Here is a 24969-nt window from a genome sequence, read left to right on the forward strand (position 1 = left end):
AAATAATCCCCACCTTTTAATGATAGGGATTAAATACTATTATTGTGATAAGTTATTAAAAACCCGACAATTCAAAGGAATTGTTTTGGACCAAGGAAGTAGTTGATCAAGCTCATCCATATTGCTTATATCCATATTGGGAAGCTTTTCAAATAAGTAGCGAAGATAATAAAATGGATTTAATTTATTCTCTTTTGCTGTCTCCACAATACTGTAAATGATTGAGCTGGCCTTAGCTCCTTTCGGAGTATTGCTAAAAATCCAGTTCTTCCTACCGATCACAAATGGTTTAATGGATCGTTCACTTCGATTATTATCGATTTCTAAACGTCCATCCTCTAAAAATGCCACGAGTTTTTCCCATTGGTTGAGGCAGTATGTAATGGCTTGACCTAATAGACTCTTTGGTAAAACATTGCTTTTCTCTGTTTTTAGCCATGCTGAAAAAGCCTCCAACAATGGTTGGCTGTGTTTAAGTCGTTTTTTATATCGTTCTTCTGGTGTACATTCTTTCAAATCACGCTCGATGGCAAATAGCTGATTACAGAAATTGAGTCCTTCCCGAGCTGTGACTGCTGAATGACGTTTGGATTCAGGAAGTACGTTTAAAGCCTCATCGAACTTTCTGCGGGCATGAGCCCAACATCCAACTAATGTTACGCCGGATACCTTATGGTATCCTGCATATCCATCGACATGCAGGTATCCTTTAAACCCTTTTAGGAATTCTTTGGCATGTTCTCCTGCTCTAGTTTCCTGATAGTCATAAAGGACAAGTGGTGGATCCTCTCTTCCAGTCCGATAAAGCCACATGTAAGATTTCGATGTACTTGACCTTCCAGGTTCATGTAAAACCTGAACAGTTGTTTCATCCGCATGTAGAATGTCTTTAGAGAGGAGATGCTCTTTCATTCGTTGATAAATTGGCGCAAGCCATTTTTCGGCACCATAAAGCATCCAATTGGCCATGGTTTGCCTGGATAAGATCACACCTAATCGTTTGAACTGTTGTTCTTGGCGATATAGAGGTAGCCCCTCTACATATTTTTGATTCATAATATATGCCATGCTTGACGGTGAAGCTAAACTTTTTGGATACACAGATTTTGGGGCAGGTGCTGTAACGATTGGTGTCTCTATTTCATTACGCTCACAATGACGGCATCCATAGACATATCGAACGTGTTTTAAAACTTTGACTTGAGCCGGAATAATCACTAATTCTTGTCGTACTTCTGTGCTCATTTCGTGTGTTTTTTCACCGCAACACGAACAGACCTGCTCTTCTTCGGGTAAACGATATTCAATCGTTTCCATAGGCAGGTTTTCAAACGTAGCTTGACGTTGACCACGTTTCTTTTTACGACGATATGTAATTGTTTCAACAGTTGGCTCTTCGGCTTTTACATTAGACTCTACCTCTGCTTCATTGAATAAAGGTAGTTCTAATTGATTAGGATTTGTTTTTTCGCTTGAAGAGCCAAATTTTCGTTTTTGACTAAGACGATACTGTTCTTCATACCATCGTAATTTCGCCGTCAATTCAACGATTTGCTGTTGAAGTTTTTCAATTAATTCAAATGGGTTTTGGGTAGGATTCTTTAAATTTTTCATCATGTAGTAATAATTCGACGGTTTTAGCTATTTTCCTCCAAGGTTTTTGTTAAAAGTAAAAAATTCATATAACTGTTCTAGCCTTTACTTCTGGGTGTGCTTTCTTTTGCTCCATTGCAAGACCATCCAATAACCAGCGTAATTGCCGATAACTAATTTGTATCGTTCCAGTGTCATTTTCATTTGGCCATTGAAATTTTCCTTTTTCCAATCGACGATAATAAAGCCAAAAACCATTATAGTCCCAGTGAAGAATTTTTAATTTATCTCGCTTTCGATTACAGAACACAAAATAGCTTGATGAAAAGGGATCTAAATCAAATCCCTCTTTCACCAAAGCAGCTAATCCATCAATGGATTTTCTCAAATCAGTACTTCCTTTTGCCAAGTAAACTCGTTCAGCTCTTGTACCAACTAACATGTTGATTTCAACGTCCTAACCACTTCTGAAAGAAAGGCCGGATCGAAACCAGGTTTTACTTCAATTGAAATCCCACTAATTTCAATCCGTAATGAATTTTCAACTGTTTGTGAATGATCTTCTAGGGTAACGGATGCCCATTTTGTAGACTTTCCTTGATTTTTTATTGGATTTTCAATTTTTCTTAACCAGTATTTAAACTGGTGAATACTCCATTGATTTTCCTTGCACCAGTTTACTTGAGTTTGACCGCTTTTACGATAGTCAGCGATTCGTTGTTCCCAAACCTTTCGTAATTCAGGATTCTTAGGCATAAAAAAACCTCCTTCAATTTCATCTTGAGGAGATTATCTCATGAAATTAGCACATCAAGAAGGTGTCCAAGATTTGACGCTTACGTTTTCCCAAGCTAAATCATATTCAAATGTCTTTCCTCTACCTGTCACGTTATAAAAAATCTCAACATTAACACAATCTTCTGCAATTTTTTTAAGATTATTAAGAGCATCAGAAAAAATCTTGTATTCATAATTGTCATGGTCTTGATGTAATTCAAAGGGATAACACGACTTCCAAGTTCTTTTCTTACCTTTCTCCACCTTCTTTGGCTTTCTACATGGGTCAGTATCGATTACACAGGCTATTCTCTTTTTTAACGCATATTTCTTATTCTCTGGACTAATTCCTGCACCAAACATTTTTATGAAATGAGAAAATGTCAAAGCATCTGCACGAACAATGGCAACATGATTCCTTTCTAAATCATATCCCGCCGATTCTGCTAATACAGGAAACAAAATCAGCTCTGCCATACCTTCAACAAGTAAAACAGACCTTGCAAACAACATAGCCGATTTGGTGGCGTCAAGAAAACGTTCTATATATCCTTTAGATTTTTGGTCGCTTGGACTATCTGAAAACACTTTACTCGGATATTTTGCTTGCACTCTTTGTTCATTCTCTCTCTCAAGACAAATAATTGAATCTAATCCGACTGCTGATGTTATTTGTGTTGAATGAGTAGTAATAAAAATTTGACGACTTAACGTCTGTTTATCGGTTTCTTCTTTTAAGAACTTTAGAAAATTATATTGTAAGGCGGGATGCAGATGTGCTTCTGGCTCTTCTATTAACAATATTGGAAATATTTTTGCGTTTTCGCCATATTCCTCAGATGTAATCATTTTGAATTTCGCCAAAATTAATGACATATAAATTAGGTTATTATAACCCAGACCGTTGTTAATGATAGGAATTTCAATCCCCGTTTCATTTCGGATAATTAGCCGTAGAATTGAAAGTACATCTGATTCTTCTAATCGACCATCGATATCTGGTTCTCCCCCAATTGATGCACCAGTATTTTGAGCAAAGCGAAGAATTTCTTTTCTGTTCAGACGATTGACTATATTTCTAACAATTTTACCAGAATACTCTTTAAACTCTTGTTGAGAATTTAGTAGGAAATCGGAATTTTTTTGATTGTTTGGTTCATTATCTTTAAAATGTGTTAATAGCTGTTTAAGAAGAGTATTTCTTCCTGTAAACATCTTGCTCTCTACATCTCTCAGTGCATCTAAGGTCTCGCAATGAATTTTTTCTAAATACTCTGTTTCAGCCCTTACTTTATTTTCAATTTTTCCTCCATATATTCTGGATACGTACTTCTTTAAAAAATTCTCAAGTACACCCCATCTTTCTTTATGATTTTGTGTCTTTTTTATAGCATCTTTATATTCCTTCCAATTCGATTCTGGTAGAAAGTATTTATAAGTAAGAGTTGCTTCCCAAGGTGATTCTAATTTTGTAAGCCAGCTTGCTACTATCGCTTTATCTGCTAAGGTGTCATTGTGTGAAGAGCGTAAGGTGGCAGATATTATAATTTCAGGGGGATTATCTAAATCGTTAAGTTCTTTATTAAAATCATCAATAGATAGTGGCTCCGATACAGCTCTGTTGAAAATGTATTCAATTGCTTTTATAATGGTTGTTTTTCCCACATTGTTGCTACCGATAATAACATTTAAACCTTCATTAAATTCTATCTCAAATTCGCTAAAACACTTAAAATTCTTAATATATAATCTGGCAATATACACAACAATACCCCCTCACTTTTTTGTGGTAAAATAAACCAATATCATTATACACCATCTTTTTAAATGATTAACTGGTCCCTCTAATCCCAATAAGAAATAACATACAAACTGATAACAATTTTGGCACGTCATTTCTTATTACAATAATGGGTTTTCATTAAAAATAAAAGAAAAAGGCGCTTTTATTGAATTACTGAAATGGAAAATCAAAAGTTAGAGGATGAAAATGAGCAACTGCGAGAATAGTTAAAAATAGCTTATGCAGGAGTTAAAAAGTTTTAGTTTAATGAGAACGATATTCTGCTTGTTTAACTCCCACAGCAGGATGGATTAGCTTCCATCATCTGTAGTAAAACTGGCTTCATGGTCGGCTAACGGGTGCTTTACTTTAATAAGGGGATGTAGTTCTTTTTTCAAGCAACTGAATAGGATAGTTGCTGAAGGAAAGTGATATTTAGCATTCATGTATAGTAATGTGCTTTATAGCAAATACAAATATAGGGGGTTTTTGAATGGATATCGGTAGGTATTGCAGTATTGAGATAAATTCTCCATTTTCGGAAAGTAATATTATGGAAATAGAGCCATTAAACTTAAATATAAAAATAAATGGATTCGACGAGAAAGAAAATACCATAGATATTGGTTGGGCAAATATTTTTATTATTGATGAAGAGGTAATTGATTTTGAAATTAAAGAAGGATATGACGATAGGCAATCGGAATCTTTTAAATCAATAAGATATATAAATTCACTTGATGAAGAGTATTTCAAAGCCTATCATCCTCAAACAACAACTGTATACGGAAGAGTAGCATATCTTGATAGGATTTTAAATTGATAAAGAATTTAGAGGTAATGGGTATGGCACATTAGCCATTAGAGATATATTTTAGTAGATTTCATACTATTATTTCCGTATCCATTTGAGTGGGATAAAGTTGACAAGGAATTAAAAAATGAAACTTTAATTTCACAGGATACAGAAAGAGTAATATCATTTATAAAAAGTTAGGTTTTGAATTTACATATGGGGTATTACATGAACCATATATGTGCTTGTATATAAGATATATGTTATAACAGTTCTTTAAAAATACGACATTTCCAATTGATGAAAAGGATAGTGCGTAAGATAAGTACAAAAAATGCTACCTTATCATCATAAGGTAGCTTTCCATTTGATTGAAAATCAACAGTTAACGATAACAGAGATAAAATTATAGAGATTCTGATAAAGCATAATATCTCACTATTTAATAATACCTTGCAAGTTCTTGCTCTATTAAACTTCTTACTTCCTTGATTCCTCCACTAAATCCTGCATACAACTGAACTTTGTAAACTGTTAATTTTTCACCACGCTTTACCATCTCATCAATCGCCCATTTAATCTTCCGCACTCGATAACTTTCTATATCTTCTGTTACTTCTTTTAGATACTGTTGAGTTTTCACAAGTTTCTCACTATAAAACCATCGCTTTGCACCAATCTCTCTTCTTATATTGCTTGGAATAATACGAATTGGTTTCCCTTCTTTATGTAAGAGCCTTTTAACAGCTTTTTTTGCAAGTGCTAAACACTCATCATCCCGTTTCCCCCAATCTACCGTTTCAGCTTTTTTCTTTCTTGTTTTAGCAATTGGGGTTACTTCATCATACCAGCGTCTGTCGTGGGTATAAATCCATGTATGAAGCCCTTTTCCTATTCTTTTTAATTCACTGCGATTAGCTCCTGGATTCTCCTCAATTAGTTTTAGCCATTCTTTTCTTCTTTCTTCAATTGAATAAGAAGGGGTACGATTTACAACAATGGTTTGCTTCCCAATTACTTTATTGCTCTCAAACAGTTCTTCAACACCAACATTCAAAAATTGCAGAAAGAGAAGATGTCGTAATGGACTTCTATTTTTGTTATTGTTCCTAACAAATAGCCTTAGCCAATTTCCTTCTTTTTCAATATCTATACTACTTTGCATAAGCTCTAAATAGTTTGATGGATAAAAGCGCAAAAAAGCCTCTAACAATTTATTTATATATAATGAACCTCCCATAGAGGCTAATCCCCTTTCTCTTAATTTATCAATGTAGAATTTGATAATAAATGAGGGGTCCCTCCTCTTTTGATTATGAAACAATAAGTATGAAGCATTTTCTATGTACTTCAAATTAAGTTCCTTAAATTGATTTGGATAAACGTCTACTGCTAAGTCGGTATTGCAAGTATCCTCATCCGCACACAAATAATCAACTCGACTGTCTGTTATCAATACATTGCTATTTTTATAAAGAACATGATGTTTCGGACAGTAAAAAGCACAAGGAACTTGCGGCAGTCTACGCCAATAACTTTCTCCTAACTGTTCCATATCTTCTTTAAAGCAAAGAGGACAATACTTCAAGTAATTATTTGACTTAACTTTGCTTCCAGACATTCCAACCATATTTTCAATAGATTTCCCAAGCCCTTCTGCCATACTTTTAAATATTGAATCGGATTTTTCATTTGATAAAAAGGCTGTATAAAATGGATACATTGTGTGATTCAAAATGATTTCTTGAGCAGATAGCTTAGAATTGGGAGGCAGATTAGCCACGAATGTAATTAGGTTTTGTGGGAATAGAACAGATTTCCTCCCCATCCTATTATGTATTTGGAATAAGTCCAATTCTAAAGCACGTTTACTTACCATACCGCACATTTGCTTATACCTGCAAATAACACTAAAAAATAACTCATCCTGATATATCAAAGGCAAGAAATTTATCATTTTACGATACCTTCTTTCCAAAAACCCATATCATCTATAAATCCATTCTCTAATAAAAGCTGATAAGAAGACTTCTCACGTTTACTTGCTTGTTTGAACAGATTCCTTAAATCACCTTCGTCATAATCATCAACCTTTTTCATTTTTTGTTCTTTAGGAACTATTGTTTTTTGGGGACTATGATTTTGATTTACTTCGTTTTCGACTTTGGTGATTTTTAATGGACTTTGAATAGCTTTTTCTTTCTTTCGAGTAGCAACATCAGAAATCTCCATTTTTCTTAAATCCTCAAATTGGGCCATTTTATAGGGATTTTTCGATTTAATGGCTTCAATCATCGGCTTCATCAACTTGAACTGTTCTTTTGCGACCTTCTTCACCATACTAAGCGTAAATTCCTCTTTCCCACTCTTAATCGCCAATGATTGAACATTTGTAAAAAGCTTGATGATTAAGTCTGATACTCCTTGAGTTTCTTCGTAGAAAACATTTATCATTTCCTCAGTAAGTGGTGTAAATTTACAATTCCACTGATACTTCCAAATGGACTCTAATAAGAATCGAAATTCTTTATCATTCTCCATGTTATTCCAAATAATTTCTCCATTTCCCGAAACTCGTCTTGCAATTCTAAACTCATTTTGAAAAATAGAATAAGAAGCTGGTGTACCTATAAAGAGCACAGGAACACCAAACGAATTCATGAGAGTTACAAAATAGTTCATCATCTGCTGTACTCCTCGATTTTGAAGATGCTGAATCTCATCGATTACCAGCATTCCTAAGCCTACGTTGTGGGCAACTTGCCCCATCAAAGGCAACATTGCATCGGTAGACAGATTACGTGAAACATGTTTCTGGAAAGTATTAGTTCCAAGGAGTTCATCTACCTTCATAAAAAATTGCAGTGTTAACGCTTTAAGGCTGGAATTATGTGGAGTCTGCAAAGTTAAATGGGATAGCTGAATTTGATTGAAATGTTGCCCATTGTAATAATTGTGTACGATGATTTGCGGGATGTTGCTTAGAATCCTATTTACTGTTGTTGTTTTTCCCATGCCTGAATACCCGATAAGCGTTGCACAACTTGCAGTGGTTCTAAAATTTGCTCTGCTGTTTATGTCGTAAGTCCTGTTTATAATTTGCTTGCCCGTTTGAGTGATATATCTTCTGTAATCCTTGTCAAAGGGGTTTCTCGCTATGTACCCTTGATATAATAATGAAAAAATCATATTCCAAATATCTACGTGAATCGGCAAAGGCTGAAATAATTTATACAGTCTGTGTACCATATGAAGTCTATACGAACTGTCCAAGTCTCTTTCTTCTGGTTTAAAAGAGGTGGGTAACATTAATTTCTTGATAATCGTTTGTTTGTCCAGTAATGGAGGAAGTGCCTGTATAAATGGATTGTTGTTATATTCCTCCAGGGGAAATTCATTGTAGGAAGCCATGTAGGCTTCCATTCCATTATCCAAAAAAATTTTATCGGCCATCGTCACTTTCCTCCCAATATCCACCTGATAATTCTCTAAACAAGGCAAACTCGTCTACTTCATCGGTGAATTCATCGACAATCTCTTTCATTGCTAATTCTTCTTTTGCTTTCTCGCGTTGTAATAATCTCTCATTTTTTTGATTTTCTTTAATACCTTTAATTCTTTGAGAATTGCTTTTGCTATAGTCTCTTTCAGATTCTGTTTTTTCTCTGGCTTCTTTTACAATGTTCTCTATATCGCTATAAAGTTTGAGTTTTTCTTGCAGCTCCTTTTCTTTATTCTTATTATCCATTTCTTGCTCATGCTTTTTTAGTTGTTCTATTTCATCTAACCCTTTATTTGTGTACATAGAAAGGTGGTCTAATAGGTCGAACTTACGTAGACCCTCACCACCCTCATTAAAAATATAAATAGACGATAAATCAGAGGGGTTATAACAAATCTTTACACGCCAACTACCATTGATTCTTGCTTTTTGGAACCAACCATTCTGCAAGGCATTATCCGATGCGTATAATAATTTTCGATAGGATACACCCCTTGCAGTTACAGTTGCATAATCTGACGGAAAGAGATACGTTTTGATGACTTCCTCTGGAAGAATTCGTAATTGACCTTTTTTATGTTTCAATCCATGCTCCCATATCTTGATAGGGATTTTCTCTACTTTTTCTTCCAACATCGTTTCGTCTAAGACATAATCATTCAAAACGTGGTGGGTATTATGAAATAAAATGCACTTGATGATAATTTTTGTGAATTCCTCAATTGTTAGAGTAGCCTTAAGTCGGTAATCCTGCTCTCCACGCTCTTTACCTTTTTTATTCCCATCAATAACTACTCCATCCGCAAAGGGCTTGACCTTTAGATTCAGCAAATTAAAGGCGGATTCTATAATCGCTTTATAATCTGCGTGATAAGGAGGAGTTTGTTGTATAGTTATCCCTAAATTCTCGATTGCATTTTCTATTTGCCGACCAACAAGCTCACCTCGGTCTGCCAAAATTCGTTGAGGCACACAGTACGGAAACTCTTCATCAGTAATATCAATACCGAACTTTCTGCACAAATCCTTTTTCGATGTCATACTATTAGCAAGTGCTACCATTGCACCAGTGTATGAGTTAAGTGATTCAAAACTTATATTGAATCCTAAAATGACACGAGAATACACGTCTACTACCAGAAACAAAATAGGTCTACCGACAATTATGTCCCGATTAAAGGATGAAACTAAATATATATCGAATACAGTGCTATCAATTTGCCAAAGCGTTCCAGGACCTATTCCAGCATCCTGAGTCGAATCCCCAATTATACTTCTGTAATTTTGTTGATATACTCTTGTACCGCTTCTTCTGATAATTTCTTTCTTACTATTGTTCATGCGCTTAAACCAATATAGAAATTGGTTGTAGGTTGGCAAGTTTTCTGCATTAGGCAATATCGGTATCTTAACCCCATTTTCCTGCATTGATTCAGTTGCAAAAAAATCCCTCAAAGTTAATTCATAGGCTGTTTTAAGGGAGTTTTTCCTTTCATTGTAGTAATAGCGATTCAAACCCACTCTAAATATTTTCTTCATCCTATCGTCAATATTCACTCCGCCATTTTTATTGTTTAATCGGGGGCGACCACGTTTTTTCTCTCCAACCTTTCGCTCCTTCCCTTTCGCACCGCATCTAAAGAAGTTGGGTATCAAACTGCTTTTAGTCCTTCCACCCTTAAAATATCTGATTATATAATTCTTTAATCCGTTGTAACTTATACCAAAAGTAGCCATCGTTTCTTTCATTGCCTTTTGCCGATATTTGCTGATATACATGCGTTCTTCATCTGCCAATGTGTTCTTAAAGTACATAACAACATCCCATGAATAGTCTCTTTTCAATATTTCAATTTCACTTAGCTCTTCTTCAAGAACCACTCTGCTATAAACGTCTTCATCCATCGCAATAATTTCTTTATTTTTATGAAGGGTTAGGAACGTTTCTTTTTCCATGGGGTATGGCCATTTGTTGCTGTCCATATCAATCACATATACAATAGAAGTAATCTGATTGATATATAAGACTCTTATCACTTTACCACTACTGTATTTGAGCAACATATTCTCTGCCAGTTTCAAAACTCTACACCCCTTTTTTACTACAAAATTAAATCTTTTACCTTAAGAGCAAGATTGATTTTTTCAATCATATTCACTTTGATTTCTTTCTTTGCAATTAAATATCGAAAGAGATATAACCCTGTTCCAGTATTAACTCCTTCCGACTTGTCGAAATTTTTTAGCAACTCCTTTAAAGGCGTTTCAAGATTTCTTAAAAGAAAATTAAGCAAAATCTTTGATAGTAGTTCTTTATCGACCTCACTATCCTCCAGCAAAGTTTCTCTGACCCATTCAATATTTTTGGCAACTTGTCTTGGCAATTGTTTATCGGTAATTATCTTCCAATCTACTCCCTTAGCTTCCCAATATCTTCGCTCTATCTCCAGCTTCTCGAATGTAATTTTTTTATTCAGTTCAGAAGTATTTTTTATTGTTCTTGCGACATGTCTTTCATTTCCGTCAGAATCTCTAGAGTTAAAACAAAATTTGTACAAATCACTAATTGCTCACCTGTCTCTTTAGAACAAAACTTATCGAAGCGTAAATTTTCTTTATCATCAATGACCTCCATGACATCCAAGAGAGGGTAGCTTTCCCGAATATCAACTACCTTATCTGAAAACTCAAATATAAAAAATGCTCTTAGCTGATTATCAGAATGTAAATGATGGATTCGCCCGGTCTTAATACCCAGAATACGAGAGGCCCTTCCAACTGAGGGGAACTCGTGTACCATGACCCAAGGTCGATAATCTTTCCCAGTTGCTGATTGTCCTCTTCCTTCTTTGATATATCTATTTAATTTTTCTCTGCTCCAAATTCCATTGCTTCTTGTCATGATTTTCCCCCCGATAAAACAGTTAAATTAGTCAACAAAAAAGTGCATTTGTACTTTAGGCAACCCTCCGTTTTTTTTTAAACGGCATAGCCTAAATACAAACGCACTTTGATATTTGATGTCTCTATATTATTAAAGAAGAAACTGGTCATAAGTTTACTTGAAGGTATATATTATCCAAATCTTCTTGCAACAGACCAAGATATCTTTTCGTTTCAGCAATTGAGCGATGGTTAAGAGCAATAGATATGTAATCCAAAGAAATCCCTTGTTTAAACGCCCAATATCCCCATGTTTTTCTCATGCCATGTGTTCCGAATGGTTCAGTTATTCCAACCATATCGCAAGCATTATTTAGCATTAAATTGGCATATTGACGGGTAATTGGCTTATTCTGGCCAACGCGGCTTACAAATAAATAATCATCAGGTTTACCATTATACTCAGCCATATACTCTTTTATTGCTTTGCTTAAATTTGGGGTAACTGGAAACCGTTTGTACTTCCCTGTTTTCTTTTCATTCAAATCAATATATTCTACAGGTTTCTTTCCAGTCCATACATCTTTCACTTTTAAGTTTAATATATCGCTTATTCGTAGAGCCGAAGAAATGCCAACCATAAACAATAAATAATCTCTTTTGTTTTTTCCTCTTAAATACGCTTTCACGGCTCCCAATTTCTTCCTATCGCGTATAGGATTGACTACGTTTATGGGAAATCCCCTACCTTCCACAACTTTACAAAAACATTATAACATGAAATTTTTGTAAAGTACAAAGCTAAACAAAAAAGGTACACATTCAAGAAAATTGATTTTATAGGATTCTTTACTTTACACAACCCGATTTTGTAAAGTTCATAATAAGAAACATTTCGCTCTTGACATTTAGAGTTTGTTGAATTCAGATATGTCAATGACTGAAAAACTGAAAAGGTCTGAATTATATAGCATGAAAGCAATCAGAGACCTAATTCGGAAAATCTCGATTGTTGTTTTTATTTATAGAAAGTGACCCCTCAGAACGGAAATTTTGGAACACTTTATAGAAAGTGACCCCTCAGAACGGAAATTTTGGAACACTTTATAGAAAGTGACCCCTCAGAACGGAAATTTTGAAACACTTAAAAAAAGACCGTTCAGAACGGAATTTTGATTTTTTACATTTAGAATATAGTATAATTGAATGAATTTAATAGGGAGAATTGAATACGGAAGACACACTAAATCAAATTCTCATGAAGCTGCAAAAAGTAAGTCGGCGATTAAATAGCTTGAAACAAGAGCAAAAGAATTATATTTGAACTTAACTAAAAAAGGCCAAAAGCGACTTAGTGGGAAAATCCTTGAATATGTGGATGATAAAACAGAGGCTTTGAACAAACGTGTGCATGCATATTCAACGCATACTAAGACAGTGAGTAATACGAAATAAGAGCTTTCTTTTTTCTTCGTTAGTAATCAATCCTTTAAAAATAAAAAACCTGTAAATCTTATTTGACTTACAGCTTTTAGCTTGTCGACTTTGACCGACAAGCTGAAAGTTCATTTATATAAGCTTTTATTTTTATTATTTCCTCCGTCTACAACAATTGATTGTTCAAGAAAATTATAGCCAACAAGAGTGCTACTATCTTGTGTCCATTACATTTTATCTACAAGGAAAGCGTAAACAGATGCACCTTTAATAATACATAAATGAGTACACCTTTTATTGATGGAGCGTTCTCTACTGTTATATTTATTCCATTCTAAAAGCGTCTAATCTTACGTTGTTATCCGAAACACAAAATCAATTCTAACGTTGTCTCTTCTCAATTTCCATTCTATTTCTAATGCTTTTACTTAGTTTGTAACTAATACTAAATGCGACTGTACAAAAGACTAAAACTATCCCCGTAAGTACCCCACTCCAAAATGAAGTCTCTTTAGCCATAAAATCCTTAATGTCAATAACCATCGTAAGAACGATTAGAACAACTAATTGGGTTCGATAACTCTTTAATTTTTTTAGCTTTTTATTGTCATCATCCATCCTTTCGTTCGCAAAATTATTCCATCCATATTTAGCATTCATTTATATGATGATGTATAAAATTTTGTGTCAAGCATTTAGTTAGACCAAAAGAAAAAGGTAGGGTATTCTCTGATTTGGCAAAAATCTTAGAGAAAGGAGTACCCTACCTATGTCTAAAAGTATATCGAATATAGATTGGATGAATCAACTGGAAAACGTTATTCGTGAGTTTGTAAAGGAAAAATTAGAGCTGATCATGAAGGAAGAAATCCAGACTTTCCTCGAAATGGAACAAGAGGGAACGTCGAATAGAAGAAACGGCTATTACCATCGAAACCTAGACACGCAGTATGGTCGTATCGAAGGACTTTCTGTTCCAAGAGACCGAAACGGGGAATTTCAAACGCAGCTGTTTGCCCCTTACCAACGCCATACGGGCTGGCTCGAGGAAGCCATCATCAGGATGTATCAAAGTGGCATGAGTACGCGTGAAATTGGCAAGTTTATTGAACGAATTTTAGGCAATGCCTATTCTCCTGCAACGATCAGCCGTATGACCGATGTAGTGAAGGAAGACATCGAGAAATGGCACCATCGTCCACTATCCAAACGTTATTCTGTCTTATATTTGGACGGCTTGTACGTGAAACTTCGCCGCGATACGGTAGAGAAAGAAGTCATTTATGTGGTGTTAGGAGTGAATGAAGAAGGGTATCGAGAAATTCTGGATTTCTTCGTGGGAGGACAAGAAAGCGCCTATGGATGGCGGGAGATTCTCCAACAGCTCTACAAAAGAGGCGTCAAGGAAGTGCTTCTGGGCGTATTCGATGGACTACCGGGGCTGGAGGAAGCCTTTAAGGCGGTGTATCCGAAAGCCGATGTGCAGCGCTGTGTCGTTCACAAAGTCCGCAACACCCTAAATCGTGTTCGGAAAAAAGACCAATTCGAAGTGGCCGAGGATCTCAAGCTGATTTATCGTGCGCCGAATAAGGAGATGGCGTTACAAATGTTTCAACAGTTTGAGTCGAAATGGTCCAGCAAATATCCAAGAGAAGTTCAATCTTGGGCCAATGAGTTGGATGTCCTCCTTACATTTATGGATTATCCAAGCAGTATTCGAAGTGTGATTTACACGACCAATGCCATTGAACGAACGATCAAAGAGATTCGGAAACGTCTAAAGCCGATGAACAGTTTGAGTAGTTTAGAAGCCGCTGAAAAAGTCGTGTATTTGACCATCCAAGATTTTAATGAGAAATGGGCAGGACGAAAATTACGAGGATTTGCTGAAGCCTATGAAACCCTTCAACAAATGTTTGAAAAACGTTATAACTAACCAAATATTGTAAACGAACAAAATAAAGGGATTCTCCCTTTCCACACAGGAGACTGAATATTCAGTCTCCTGTGTGGAGGAAATCGAACCCCTATCCATTCCAAATCCATTTCAGAGATACCCTATCTATCTTACATAACACAAAATTCTTGACGGTACCATTTATATGCCCCCCTTTTTTATCATCTTGATTTACTATAGATTAATTTGCTTCAATCTATTCTTTCAAGTTCTCTTGTCTTCTCCTAATTTAACGAAATTCGCCTTTCTCCTCATACTTTTAGTCAACAATAAAAAAAGAAAAGCCTGAAGTTTATAAAAAACCTTTTTTAAAAATCAACTTGGGCTTTCTTACCAAGAAAATTATGCTTGTCAGTGGCATCACAATTAATCAATTCAATCATCGAATAAGTATGATGGAAATAAATCTCCTCGCCCCCCTTCAAGATAAATTGTAAATTCATCTTCATTTGGATTAAGACCCAATCGAACTCAATTCCAAACTAAAGCTTAATAATTGAGGAAATGTGGTCAAGTTTTTTAGTCGCTAACATTCTTGCAATTCTATCATATCTATTGATTATCACTTTTATTTATTGTTCTCATTTTAACTAGCATCTTCTTAATTATTCTGCAAATTATTAATACCCCAATTTGAGCTACATTATAAATCTATTATGCAAAGTGTTCTCTTACAAATTCCATATTTCGCTCCACCATAGCATCCAAGTATTCTTCATCTGTCAATTTATTAATTAATTGGTGAAGGTCTTCTATCCCACTAATTGGATAAGAAACATCAGAGCACTTTTGGTTTTCTTCCACAAAATTATCATTTAACGGACTAAACTTAGTCATACGTTGCATTCGATGTGTTTTTTCGGTCACAATTCCTGAAATCCCACGAATATGCAGATGGTTCGCATTCGTTTGTGTACCACCAAAGCGAATGAGTAAATTTTCTACACCTTTTAACGCTATCCTAATACGTTTTTTGATTTCTTCTTTATCTAAGACATACACTTGTTTTTCATCATCAAATCCAATACGATGAAGGTCTAACTCTATCATCATTGCATATTCCGAAGAGCGAATCGGAAGGACATCTTCCTGCCGAGTATCTGTTTTGGCAATCGCCCAAAAAAAAGAAGCAACGGTTTTTCGTTTTTCCAATTTGTTGTCTTTTTCCGCATTCATAAACCCTGAAATGTCACAAATCGAACATTCTTTGACTCGATTTCCACTGGCACTAAAGCGTTTATCTGGACTTTTAATTTTTCCATTTTTCATAGGTGATAGAAGTTTACATTTATCACATTTTTCCTTTGGTGTGATTAATTCATGAAGATACGACACATAAACGTGCTTAATAGCATTGCCTGTAATGGCATTACGAATACTTCCGTCTTTCAATTGAATGGTTCTTCTTGCAAATAAACTCCTATCACTTCTACTACTATTTAATAATTCTCCAACATCTAACAACACCATAAAATCCAATTGCCACAAATAATCATTTTTATTCAACATGTTCTACCCCTTCTTTCTTCAATTTTTATCTCTATATCTTCTTCAAATTTAAAGTTTTTAAAAATTTGATTAGTTTTACTGTTTTAAATACAATAAAGTTTCTCAATTTATAATGTCTAAAACTTACTCTCTTAAGTGCCATGAGTGCATCAACAATACTTTTATTCTGTTCAATTACATTTTTTTCTTCATTATCCTCAAACTCATAATGTTCCTAATTAATTGAACGCAGAACCTCATCAAAAAGTACCTTAAATTCTTTTCAACTCAGCTCTTGTAGCCACAGATGTCATTAGGTTGTACATAATAAACTTTATATTTACTCACTTTCTCTTGTTTGTTCACCAATACGCAAAACCCCATCAGGAAATGAGCAAACATTTTACCAACCTTTTGTCTAAAGAAACAGTAATACATTGTTCCTCATGAAAGTTGTTCATAATGTTTTCCTCCAGTTTTATGAAAAATTTATAAGTAGGATGATTGAGAAATTATAATCATCTTCCTTATATAAAAATGAAATAGTGAAGAGTAAAAATATAAGGTTTTCAAGGACCAGGAACAACAAAAAAAGACTGAATTACTTGAGTGTGTTTAAGTTAAATAGATTATATCAATAACCAAAGGGTAAACAAACCCCTATACTACATTTAAAAGGATATACTTACCCCTTTTGAATCGCAGTTATAGACATTAAACTTTATATATAAACAATACACTCAAGTAATCCAGCCTTTTATCTGGTTACTTATTATTATATAAAATTAAAAAAAGTTAAATAAATAAAATATATTGAAAAATTATAGACTATAGGAAATAATTACATATAAATAACTTATGGTATTAATCTATCATATCTCTATGAATAAGTCAATAATTATATTAATATTTTTTAGAGAAAATATGAGAAAATATGATTTTATTCTACTAAACTATTTCCTGACCATTCCTACTATATCTCTTTCCATATCTTTTGAAACCATCCTTAATTCATTCAAAATCTGTTTGTGCACTTCTCGTTTCCATCCAGTTCGTTCTAACCATTTTAATACTACTTGCTCAAATTTAATACATTCTGCCAATCCTTAGTTAGTAATCTTCTCAATTGCCCTGTATAATTAATCATCCAATATATCTTCTGTTCTTGTCATCGCCTGCTGTCTCCATTCCTGGAGGCAAACAACTTATCAATCATGGCATCGAAACTTTTATTGTTCTCTGAACGAAATTGACCGAATAGAATTTATCAGACTCAAGAGCAAAATAATTTTATAGTTTAGGGCTTAAGTACTTTCTTTTAAGATTTTCCTCATTAATTCGATTATAATTTTAAGTTATATGAAATTGCATAAAAATAGGGAGAGAATGCAGTGAAACACGTTGCTAAAAAGATGAAATCGTTATAAAAGATTTCAAACAATTAAAAGTTTGGGAGAGAGCAGTAAATTTAGCTGTTTCGCTTTATGGAATGCAAAAAATTTTCCGAAGTTCGAGGAGTATAATTTGAAATCTCAGCTATTGAGGGCGGTCGCTTCGGTTTCGGGCAATTTAGCCGAAGGGAACGGAACTATCTTTCCGAAAAAAGAAGTTAGTTTTTATGATAATGCAAAATGTTCTTTGGATGAGGTTAGAAGCTGGTTGGAACTTGCGATACGGCTCTGCAATATTGACGAGCGAAAGTTTGTTGAACTTGATAATGAAGCTGCCGAAATCAGTTGTGTTTCTTTATTTCGGTTAATACATTCTCACTCAAATCTTTTTTAATACTGATTTCAAGATGAATTCCCATTTCTAATAATCTAAAGCGAATATCTTCCAGTTCCTTTACACTGCTATCAATGAAAGAACTCTCCAAGAACACCTCTTTCAAATTCTCCACTTTATTTTCCATCTCCATAGCTCGTCAGCTTCTTTATTTCTATTTATAGAGTAAGTAAAAATTTCTTTTTCAATTTTTTTATTTGTTGTTTGATTTGTGCAACTGTCAACTTACCACCTCCAATAAAACTTTTTGCTTTCAAACTCATCTTACCTAAATTGTTCAGTGTTACAAGTAGCTTAGCAGTTCAACCATGTTTTAGCTTTAGTACAATGAAGTGGTATTGCTTGTTCGCTTGATTTAAGAAATGAGAAGAATTATGTTTCAATACTTTCAAAAAAGTTGTTTTTGAATTATATCTTCTATAGAGGAAGGTAACATTTTTATACAACTTTTTTGATGTTTTCCTCATAATCTCAAAATTTCTTTGATAAAAAACCAAATTGCCAAATAATCACTATAATATGACAGTATGTACATGTACCTGCAATAGTAAGAACCAAATGTCTTTTATAAGATACCAAAGGCGTAGGAACTATAACTAACGCCTTCGCTATTACATGTCGTAATTACTTAAAAAAATTCTTTTGATACCAAAAAACTTGAAAGAAAAAATTATAAACATGTTCTCGTACTACACCATAGCTGATAACAAAAAGCTTATACATTAAATCATCTACAAAGATATTGAATCTGTGTACACATTAAAAACCCGCAGTTCTTTATAACGAAGACCTTTGTAATTTAAAACAAATGGATAATAACAACGACATTTTTTCCAAAGTTGTTGATAGCATTTAAGAAATGCAGTGTTTGGCAATTAAGAGTATGCATCGATTAGTGCATATTCACCGCTTTAAAAGGAGTAGCAAATATGATAAGCTCGTGTGCCTTGCAAAGTCCTACGGCTTGTTCCTTTGCAATATGCCCGCAGAGGCTCCATATCAAGCGACTTAAGGTTTAAAAATTTATACATTCAAATGAAAATCCTTAGTTGCCATTTGATACAATTTTTAATTATTCAAAAAAACAAAGGTCTTGTTTGTTTATGACAATTTTGCTTTGTTATCATCATTTTTATTTAAATACATGCAGTGTTTGGATAAAACAAAATCTTTAACAAGATTCAGATATAAATGAAATATACCCACAGTGTTTTTTGTACCATGTATCCTTAAGAGAAAAAAGATGCCTACAGTTCAAATAAATCTGATTATTTCTCTGTTAAACAACGAACGGATTTTACAACTATTCATGATTACATAAAAAAATGGATGCCTATAAAAGACATCCTTCATAAAAACTGTGCATATTTATTTAAAAACAAGTTTTTGACCTTTGCTTTCAATTTTATTTATTGTTAGAAATGGCTGAAGTGCTTTTAATATCTTTGAGAAATTTGACTTATCTGAAATATCAACTTGATTTCTAAGTTCTTTTTTCTTCATACATGTTATTCCGGACTGTTTAGCTTTAATAATAATAGATTTAACCTCTGCAATCTTCTTTTCAAATTCAGTTAGTTTTTTTTGTGTTTTATTTGACTGTTCCTTTTCTCTCTTCTCAACATTAATTTGACATTTATTATATTTAATCTTTGGTAATTGCTCTAAAACGGTTTCGATTACTTTTTGGTTATTTGAAAATACATATATCTTTGCGTCTGCAGGATTTTCTCGTGAAATTCTTCTGATTCCTTGATAAATCTCTCCTGCAATTGTGGAGTTTCTGATTCGTTCCACATCTTCATCTTTAAAAATAGAGATAGTACCAACTGGAAGGTTGTCATGGAATTTGTAAAAAAAATTAGTGAGGGCATAAGTTAAATAACTCAACTTTCGCAGTGAAAAATTTATGAATAATCCTTGATTTGATAGGTTTCTTTGGGTATCTCATATTCACTTGACACTGAAAAAATTCGTCTAAAAAACAAAAAGACACCTCTTTCTTTTGGTAAACTATTGGTGACCAAACCAAAAAACCAAAGAAAGAAAGGTGTCACCATTATGATAACGAAAAAAGAGTATTTTGCGCAATTACCAAAAGAAATAAAAGACGGATTTTCTGAATTACAAATTGGTAATCATTTAAGAAAAGCAGGAATTATCAAGGCTTGTGGTTATTCTTGTTTATCGATTTTTCAACTATTATTTCTTCTTGTTTTTCAATACAGAAACTGGTACCACGCCTTACAAAGCAAAAAGGCTGCCGATTTACCAGGAAAAGATACCATTTATCGTTTTTTGAACTCGTCTACGTATAACTGGAGAACCTTTTTACTATCTCTGAGCTCCGAAGTGATTCGTCGTGTGAAACAAACGATTTCGAAGCGCCGTGTTACCGTGTTTATTGTAGACGATTCGATTTATTCTCGTAACCGTAGTAAATCGGTTGAGCTTCTAGCTAAAGTATTCGATCATTCCACTCGTCAGTTTGTCAATGGTTTTCAACTATTAACGCTCGGATGGTCCGATGGCTTTACATTTGTACCTATCGATTTCGCTCTTTTGAGTTCAGCGAACCAAAAGAATCGCTTGAACGAAATCCATTCGTCCATTGATAAACGAACCACAGGCTACAAACGACGGCTCGAGGCATTGGAAGCAAAACCAAACATGGTGTTGAAATTAGTAGAACATGCATTGGATAAAGGAATTTTCGCTGATTATGTGCTCATGGATACATGGTTTACTCATGCCCCGTTGGTGGAGAAGATTCACTCCAAAGGCCTTTTTGTCATTGGTATGGTCAAACAGCTGAAACAACGGTATCTTTTCAACGGAGAACGTTTAACCTTGGAACAACTGTATCGAAAAGCGAAACGAGACATTGGCAAAAAAGAAACACTCGGCTCGATTCACGCAACCCTTCATACGGGTTTACCAGTGAAAATCGTGTTTGTGCGGAATCGAAACAACCAAAGTGAATGGCTAGCCATTTTGAGTACAGATACCACGCTGTCTAATGAAGAAATCGTTCGAATCTATGGGATGCGTTGGGACATTGAAACCTTTTTTAAATTCAGTAAATCGTTTTTACATTTAGCCAAAGAGTTTCAAGGTCGTTCCTATGACATGATGATTAGCCATACTACCATTGTCTTCACTCGGTATATCTTGATTGCTTGGCAACTTCGGAAAGAAGAGGATCCGAAGACCATGGGCAACTTATTCTTGTTTCTATGTGACGAAGTAAAGGAGATGGACTTTAAAACGGCTTTACTACAATTGATTTCTCTTTTCCAAACTTTGGCTGAAGCTAAGGTTTATTTGAGTATGGACATTTTTCAGTGTCAACTGTCCAATTGGATTACTTCTTTACCTCGTTATATCAAGGACTGTCTCCATATTTCTGTGTGCGAAAGTTGAGTTAAATAATTAAAATTGGGGGTCTTCAGCACAATAACTGTATCCAACGTTCTGTAACAATTTTTTCCAACCAAATTTCCAAAATAATCCGTTGAAACAGAAAACACAGACGTCTCTTTAGTCTCTTCCAAATTATTATTAAAATAATCCTCAATTGCTTGTTCTACTTGCTCCTTATTTCCTTTATCTGTTATGAACAATACACCTCTTCTTCCTTCCAGTGATATCTCTTTTAAAACATTTTCTGTAAGATTAATCAGTAGCGTTGCATAAAAAAATTTAATGTTTGTCAAGCTCAACAAAAATTCCAGTTATTTCATGTAACTGAATATTCAGACATACAATCTTTCTAAGCAAGCTTAAAAGGACAATGACGTCTTAATCGGCAGTCCATTTCCACAATTTGGTAATATATTACAGAAACATTGGATCATAAACTAAATCGTCTAGGTGTTCCACCTCCCCTTCTTCAAATTGGTACACGATGGTTTCAAAATCTTTTTCCCAATGGTATTTTTTCCGACCGTTGGACGTTCGAATTGGCTTTTTAAAAAGGGAGCGAACAAAACAGTCAAAACCTTTAAAAAGCAGATTCTGTAAAGTTCGCTTGATCTCTAATAAAGGACCATCGTGATTCACTTTTAATTGGAGCATGGCCTGTAAGCAATAGGTGATTAGGGCGATCCAAATTTGATTGTAAACGGCATTTTGACTTTTTCCATAAAATCTTTTTATCTTAAGGTGCTGTTTCATCCATTTAAAGAAGGTCTCTATCTTCCAGCGATATCGGTATAAATCTGCAATCTCTTCCGCAGAAAGATCAAAGCAATTGGTTATGATGATCACGGGATTCCCTTCGCTGTCGACCGTTTCGATCAATCGGAGAGGATGAGTCATTTTGGTATGATTACGGTCATTTCCTAAAATGACAATCTGATCCCTATAAATCAAACGTTCTGGATTGGGAATCCGTTCCGATAAAACTTCAATCTCTGCGTTCTTTTTAAGCCGGGTAATGAATCGCACCCCTTCTCGGCATAAGCGGTCGAACTGTTTGTAATCGACATACCCTCGATCAAACAAGTAAATCGCATTTGGATCGATTTCAATGAGTTCGTCCATCTGTGTGCGATCGGCATGTTTCGCGGGTAAGATAATCCCTTGATCCGGAACAGTGATATCCTTCGTTACAACAACCTTTAAATGGAGTCGAACACCAGCCTTTGTCTTACGAAAAGTTGCCCATGGATATTGGCTCAAACTCATGCTCATCGTGGTAGAATCAATGACCAGAAGACGACCAATGTTTCGGATGATCGGGGCATTTTTCATTTGCCCTTGGATCTTTAAGACCAGATATTTAAATACTTTTTCAAACAGTTGAGGGGATAATTGGCCTAATTTGCGAGAAAGTTGCGAAGTACTAATTGCATCAAATTCCAGATATGTCTGCAACTCTTCCTTGTCTTTCAAATGTTTGGCCAATTTTGTTAAGCTTTCCAATTCATTTAACTGAGCGATGATACAAAGTTGTAAAAACTTATACACCGTTAATTTTTTAATGTATTTGTCAACGTCAATCACATTAATTAGTTTTGAAAAAGTTATTGGATCGATCTCTTTAAATAGTTCATTTATTGTGGATTCTGTGGTATTCTTATCCATAATGGTTTCTCCTTATTCTTAGGATTTGGATAGGACTGCCAATCCTAATTATAAGGAGTTTTTTTATATCCAAAAAGATGAAATTTAACATAAAATTGGGCTTGACAAATTAAAATTAACTTAATGCAATGCTACTGAAGATTAATATATTTTGTTAATGCTTTTTTACTCGTATCCAGCTCATAATGGAAAAATTCTGCTTGCGAGTAATCATAAAATTTGGGCTGTTTCTTTACTGAAAATTTATTGGATAAAGAGTATCTAAAATCATACTCTGCATTCGCATCCAATATGATATTGCACTCAAGCATAACAAACTTGGCTGAGGAATCGAATGTGTGGAAGGCATTTTCATAGTAGTAACAGCCATTATTAAGAATTTGCTGAAACTTAAATAATAATTCTTTATGTTCTTTCTTCTTTACCTTTTTTAATAAATTTCCAACTATTTCTTTATACTTGTCGAATTTCTCCGCCCCAAAGTCGATAAATACCATCTCATTATCTTTCAAGACCTTATAATCATTTGAGTATTGATTTAACATCGCTCTCAACTGACTGGCGAGTTCATCAGTTTCAGTAAATCCATATTCATAGATATCTGTCCATAACTGCCCAATTTCCTGATTTGCTACTGTTATCGGAACTAATAAATCTGGATATTCGTCTATACACAAAATTTTACGCCCCTCTATCAAGTCCTTGTGCAGTCCCCTACAAATTTGCGAGTACATTTTGTGAGTAATACAAAGAACCTTCGCCTCAATTGCCTTTTTTCTTGCCTTTTTAGATTTAGTATCATCCCCTGCAAATCTCTCTGCTACTCTCTTCCCAGCCAATAAATTTACTCTCTCAACAGTAGCATCTAATTCCCCGTCTTTTTCGAACTTTTGCACGTATAATGACTTATATTCTACTTCAGCTAAGAATTGCTGTACTTTCCTACTTTTCCCCAATCCTGCCTCATAACCAAAAACAAAAAACATCTTATCATTCCATCTGCTAATGTCAAAAATTTGTAATCGCAACTCTTCAAAATTAGGCGTTTTTAATGATTTCTCCAATTTATACTTCCTCCTCTACTAAGTACTGTCTATTGTAGAAGAGTATAAATTGGATTGATAATTTTCCCTATAGATTATCTGTCGAACAACGTCTTACCCTAATATTTTACAATTAGCAGTTGGTATATTTACTTTTTATAACTGTTTCATAGATTATGTATAAAAGTTCATACATTTTTATTAACTAATGCTTAAATTTCTATGAAGTTTTAAGAAAAAAGAATTACTTTTAATAACTTTTTTTGGTATTCGGAGGTTTTCTGCTTTCATCTGGTTTTGCTTAGTACAAGAATAGCGATTATAGTTTTTGGAAATGATGTTTTTGCTCTAATATGTCTTTTTAAATATTACTTCCGCAAATGTCGTATTTAAAAGTGAAAGTACCGTTACACGTTTATGTTATAGTTTGATTTTCCTTTCAAGTTTATTTTAGATTTTTCGTAGTATGGCAGTATCGTGCCATGACTTTGTTATAGTCCCTTGGGATTTTGAAATTTATGGCGACATTTTTGCATATAGAGTTCTTAAAAAGTAATACGACATTTGCTATTTACTTTTGTGTTTACCTTTTGTGTTTATCCGCAAAAACATTTTAATGTACTTTAGTCTTTTGAAATAGATTTTATATGTTTTTGCGTCTAATATATAGGTTTATGTTTTCCAAAAGTTGCAATAGGGCGTAAAACCTTGATAAATCTGGGTTTAACTCCTCTTTTAACAATAAAAATCACTTTTCATTTTTGTAACTATAACAACATATAAAACTCATTAAAAAGTTGATATGATTCAAACACTATTAAAATTTATTATCCAAAT

19 protein-coding genes are annotated in these 24969 nt (G+C 34.2%); 4 read left to right on the plus strand and 15 right to left on the minus strand.

Translation table 11 applies throughout. The features are described 5' to 3' along the window. Nucleotides 1–39: 39 nt before the first annotated feature. From tnpC to N1I86_RS05355, 4 genes are all read right to left on the minus strand, one after another. Entirely contained in the window at nucleotides 40–1617 is a 1578-nt protein-coding gene (tnpC, locus tag N1I86_RS05340; RefSeq protein WP_341095296.1) for an IS66 family transposase, read from the minus strand. A gap of 61 nt (nucleotides 1618–1678) precedes the next feature. Further along, nucleotides 1679–2035 carry an IS66 family insertion sequence element accessory protein TnpB gene (gene tnpB, locus N1I86_RS05345; protein WP_003352857.1) on the minus strand — a complete coding sequence of 119 codons (357 nt, stop codon included), beginning with the start codon at nucleotides 2033–2035 and terminating at the stop codon, nucleotides 1679–1681. Continuing rightward, complete coding sequence (tnpA, locus tag N1I86_RS05350; protein ID WP_003352856.1) at nucleotides 2029–2349, minus strand: IS66 family insertion sequence element accessory protein TnpA; 321 nt, start codon at nucleotides 2347–2349, stop codon at nucleotides 2029–2031. The genes tnpB and tnpA overlap by 7 nt, the downstream gene beginning before the upstream one ends. A gap of 54 nt (nucleotides 2350–2403) precedes the next feature. Continuing rightward, a complete protein-coding gene (locus N1I86_RS05355; RefSeq protein ID WP_341095301.1) occupies nucleotides 2404–4134 on the minus strand; it encodes an ATP-dependent nuclease in 1731 nt (576 codons plus the stop codon). 512 nt (nucleotides 4135–4646) lie between these two features. On the opposite strand from N1I86_RS05355, the gene N1I86_RS05360 reads away from it, so the two are divergent. Beyond that, the gene (locus N1I86_RS05360; protein ID WP_341095304.1) at nucleotides 4647–4976 is read left to right on the plus strand and encodes a hypothetical protein; all 330 of its coding nucleotides are present in this window, start codon (nucleotides 4647–4649) and stop codon (nucleotides 4974–4976) included. A 415-nt stretch (nucleotides 4977–5391) separates the two neighbouring features. On the opposite strand, the gene N1I86_RS05365 is transcribed toward N1I86_RS05360, so the two are convergent. The 6 genes from N1I86_RS05365 to N1I86_RS05390 form a co-directional block, all read right to left on the minus strand. Beyond that, the gene (locus N1I86_RS05365; RefSeq protein WP_341095306.1) at nucleotides 5392–6906 is read right to left on the minus strand and encodes a TnsD family Tn7-like transposition protein; all 1515 of its coding nucleotides are present in this window, start codon (nucleotides 6904–6906) and stop codon (nucleotides 5392–5394) included. Continuing rightward, nucleotides 6903–8402: an ATP-binding protein gene (locus N1I86_RS05370; RefSeq protein WP_341095308.1), complete on the minus strand. Its 1500-nt coding sequence runs from the start codon at nucleotides 8400–8402 to the stop codon at nucleotides 6903–6905. The genes N1I86_RS05365 and N1I86_RS05370 overlap by 4 nt, the downstream gene beginning before the upstream one ends. Beyond that, entirely contained in the window at nucleotides 8392–10533 is a 2142-nt protein-coding gene (locus N1I86_RS05375; protein ID WP_341095310.1) for a Mu transposase C-terminal domain-containing protein, read from the minus strand. The genes N1I86_RS05370 and N1I86_RS05375 overlap by 11 nt, the downstream gene beginning before the upstream one ends. 20 nt (nucleotides 10534–10553) lie before the next feature. Next, a complete protein-coding gene (locus N1I86_RS05380) occupies nucleotides 10554–11009 on the minus strand; it encodes a TnsA endonuclease C-terminal domain-containing protein (protein WP_341095312.1) in 456 nt (151 codons plus the stop codon). Beyond that, nucleotides 10943–11353, minus strand: a complete 411-nt coding sequence (locus N1I86_RS05385; RefSeq protein WP_341095314.1) for a transposase — start codon at nucleotides 11351–11353, stop codon at nucleotides 10943–10945. Before N1I86_RS05385 ends, N1I86_RS05380 begins: the two co-directional genes overlap by 67 nt. A gap of 148 nt (nucleotides 11354–11501) precedes the next feature. Continuing rightward, nucleotides 11502–12023, minus strand: coding sequence for a tyrosine-type recombinase/integrase (locus N1I86_RS05390; protein WP_341095316.1), 522 nt, complete (start codon nucleotides 12021–12023; stop codon nucleotides 11502–11504). Between the two features lie 1517 nt (nucleotides 12024–13540). On the opposite strand from N1I86_RS05390, the gene N1I86_RS05395 reads away from it, so the two are divergent. Then, nucleotides 13541–14707, plus strand: a complete 1167-nt coding sequence (locus tag N1I86_RS05395) for an IS256 family transposase (RefSeq protein WP_341094467.1) — start codon at nucleotides 13541–13543, stop codon at nucleotides 14705–14707. A gap of 675 nt (nucleotides 14708–15382) precedes the next feature. Here N1I86_RS05395 and N1I86_RS05400 read toward each other — a convergent pair. After that, complete coding sequence (locus N1I86_RS05400; protein WP_341095318.1) at nucleotides 15383–16234, minus strand: hypothetical protein; 852 nt, start codon at nucleotides 16232–16234, stop codon at nucleotides 15383–15385. A gap of 1521 nt (nucleotides 16235–17755) precedes the next feature. Here N1I86_RS05400 and N1I86_RS16695 point away from each other — a divergent pair. After that, nucleotides 17756–18001, plus strand: a complete 246-nt coding sequence (locus tag N1I86_RS16695) for a four helix bundle protein (RefSeq protein ID WP_445662272.1) — start codon at nucleotides 17756–17758, stop codon at nucleotides 17999–18001. Here the strand turns inward: N1I86_RS16695 and N1I86_RS05405 are convergent. After that, nucleotides 17949–18134 carry a hypothetical protein gene (locus tag N1I86_RS05405; RefSeq protein WP_341095320.1) on the minus strand — a complete coding sequence of 62 codons (186 nt, stop codon included), beginning with the start codon at nucleotides 18132–18134 and terminating at the stop codon, nucleotides 17949–17951. The two genes, N1I86_RS16695 and N1I86_RS05405, sit on opposite strands and share 53 nt — an antisense overlap. Nucleotides 18135–19369: 1235 nt before the next feature. Continuing rightward, nucleotides 19370–19798, minus strand: a complete 429-nt coding sequence (locus tag N1I86_RS05410) for a hypothetical protein (RefSeq protein WP_341095322.1) — start codon at nucleotides 19796–19798, stop codon at nucleotides 19370–19372. A gap of 264 nt (nucleotides 19799–20062) precedes the next feature. On the opposite strand from N1I86_RS05410, the gene N1I86_RS05415 reads away from it, so the two are divergent. Then, nucleotides 20063–21424 carry an IS4 family transposase gene (locus N1I86_RS05415; protein ID WP_003353499.1) on the plus strand — a complete coding sequence of 454 codons (1362 nt, stop codon included), beginning with the start codon at nucleotides 20063–20065 and terminating at the stop codon, nucleotides 21422–21424. 414 nt (nucleotides 21425–21838) lie between these two features. Here N1I86_RS05415 and N1I86_RS05420 read toward each other — a convergent pair whose 3' ends face one another. Next, a complete protein-coding gene (locus tag N1I86_RS05420) occupies nucleotides 21839–23089 on the minus strand; it encodes an IS4 family transposase (RefSeq protein ID WP_094244900.1) in 1251 nt (416 codons plus the stop codon). Nucleotides 23090–23220: 131 nt separating this feature from the next. After that, a complete protein-coding gene (locus N1I86_RS05425) occupies nucleotides 23221–24153 on the minus strand; it encodes a hypothetical protein (protein ID WP_341095324.1) in 933 nt (310 codons plus the stop codon). Nucleotides 24154–24969: the final 816 nt, after the last annotated feature.

It is taken from the genome of Bacillus sp. FSL W8-0116 (assembly GCF_038003825.1).
Taxonomy (GTDB): Bacteria; Bacillota; Bacilli; order Bacillales; family DSM-4216; genus Bacillus_O; species Bacillus_O smithii.

Coding starts and splice junctions, on each gene's coding strand:
- tnpC (WP_341095296.1), bottom strand. CDS start 1,617: ATGATGAAAAATTTAAAGAATCCTACCCAAAACCCATTTGAATTAATT.
- tnpB (WP_003352857.1), bottom strand. CDS start 2,035: ATGTTAGTTGGTACAAGAGCTGAACGAGTTTACTTGGCAAAAGGAAGT.
- tnpA (WP_003352856.1), bottom strand. CDS start 2,349: ATGCCTAAGAATCCTGAATTACGAAAGGTTTGGGAACAACGAATCGCT.
- N1I86_RS05360 (WP_341095304.1), top strand. CDS start 4,647: ATGGATATCGGTAGGTATTGCAGTATTGAGATAAATTCTCCATTTTCG.
- N1I86_RS05365 (WP_341095306.1), bottom strand. CDS start 6,906: ATGATAAATTTCTTGCCTTTGATATATCAGGATGAGTTATTTTTTAGT.
- N1I86_RS05370 (WP_341095308.1), bottom strand. CDS start 8,402: ATGGCCGATAAAATTTTTTTGGATAATGGAATGGAAGCCTACATGGCT.
- N1I86_RS05385 (WP_341095314.1), bottom strand. CDS start 11,353: ATGACAAGAAGCAATGGAATTTGGAGCAGAGAAAAATTAAATAGATAT.
- N1I86_RS05395 (WP_341094467.1), top strand. CDS start 13,541: ATGTCTAAAAGTATATCGAATATAGATTGGATGAATCAACTGGAAAAC.
- N1I86_RS05405 (WP_341095320.1), bottom strand. CDS start 18,134: ATGGAGATGGAAAATAAAGTGGAGAATTTGAAAGAGGTGTTCTTGGAG.
- N1I86_RS05415 (WP_003353499.1), top strand. CDS start 20,063: ATGATAACGAAAAAAGAGTATTTTGCGCAATTACCAAAAGAAATAAAA.
- N1I86_RS05420 (WP_094244900.1), bottom strand. CDS start 23,089: ATGGATAAGAATACCACAGAATCCACAATAAATGAACTATTTAAAGAG.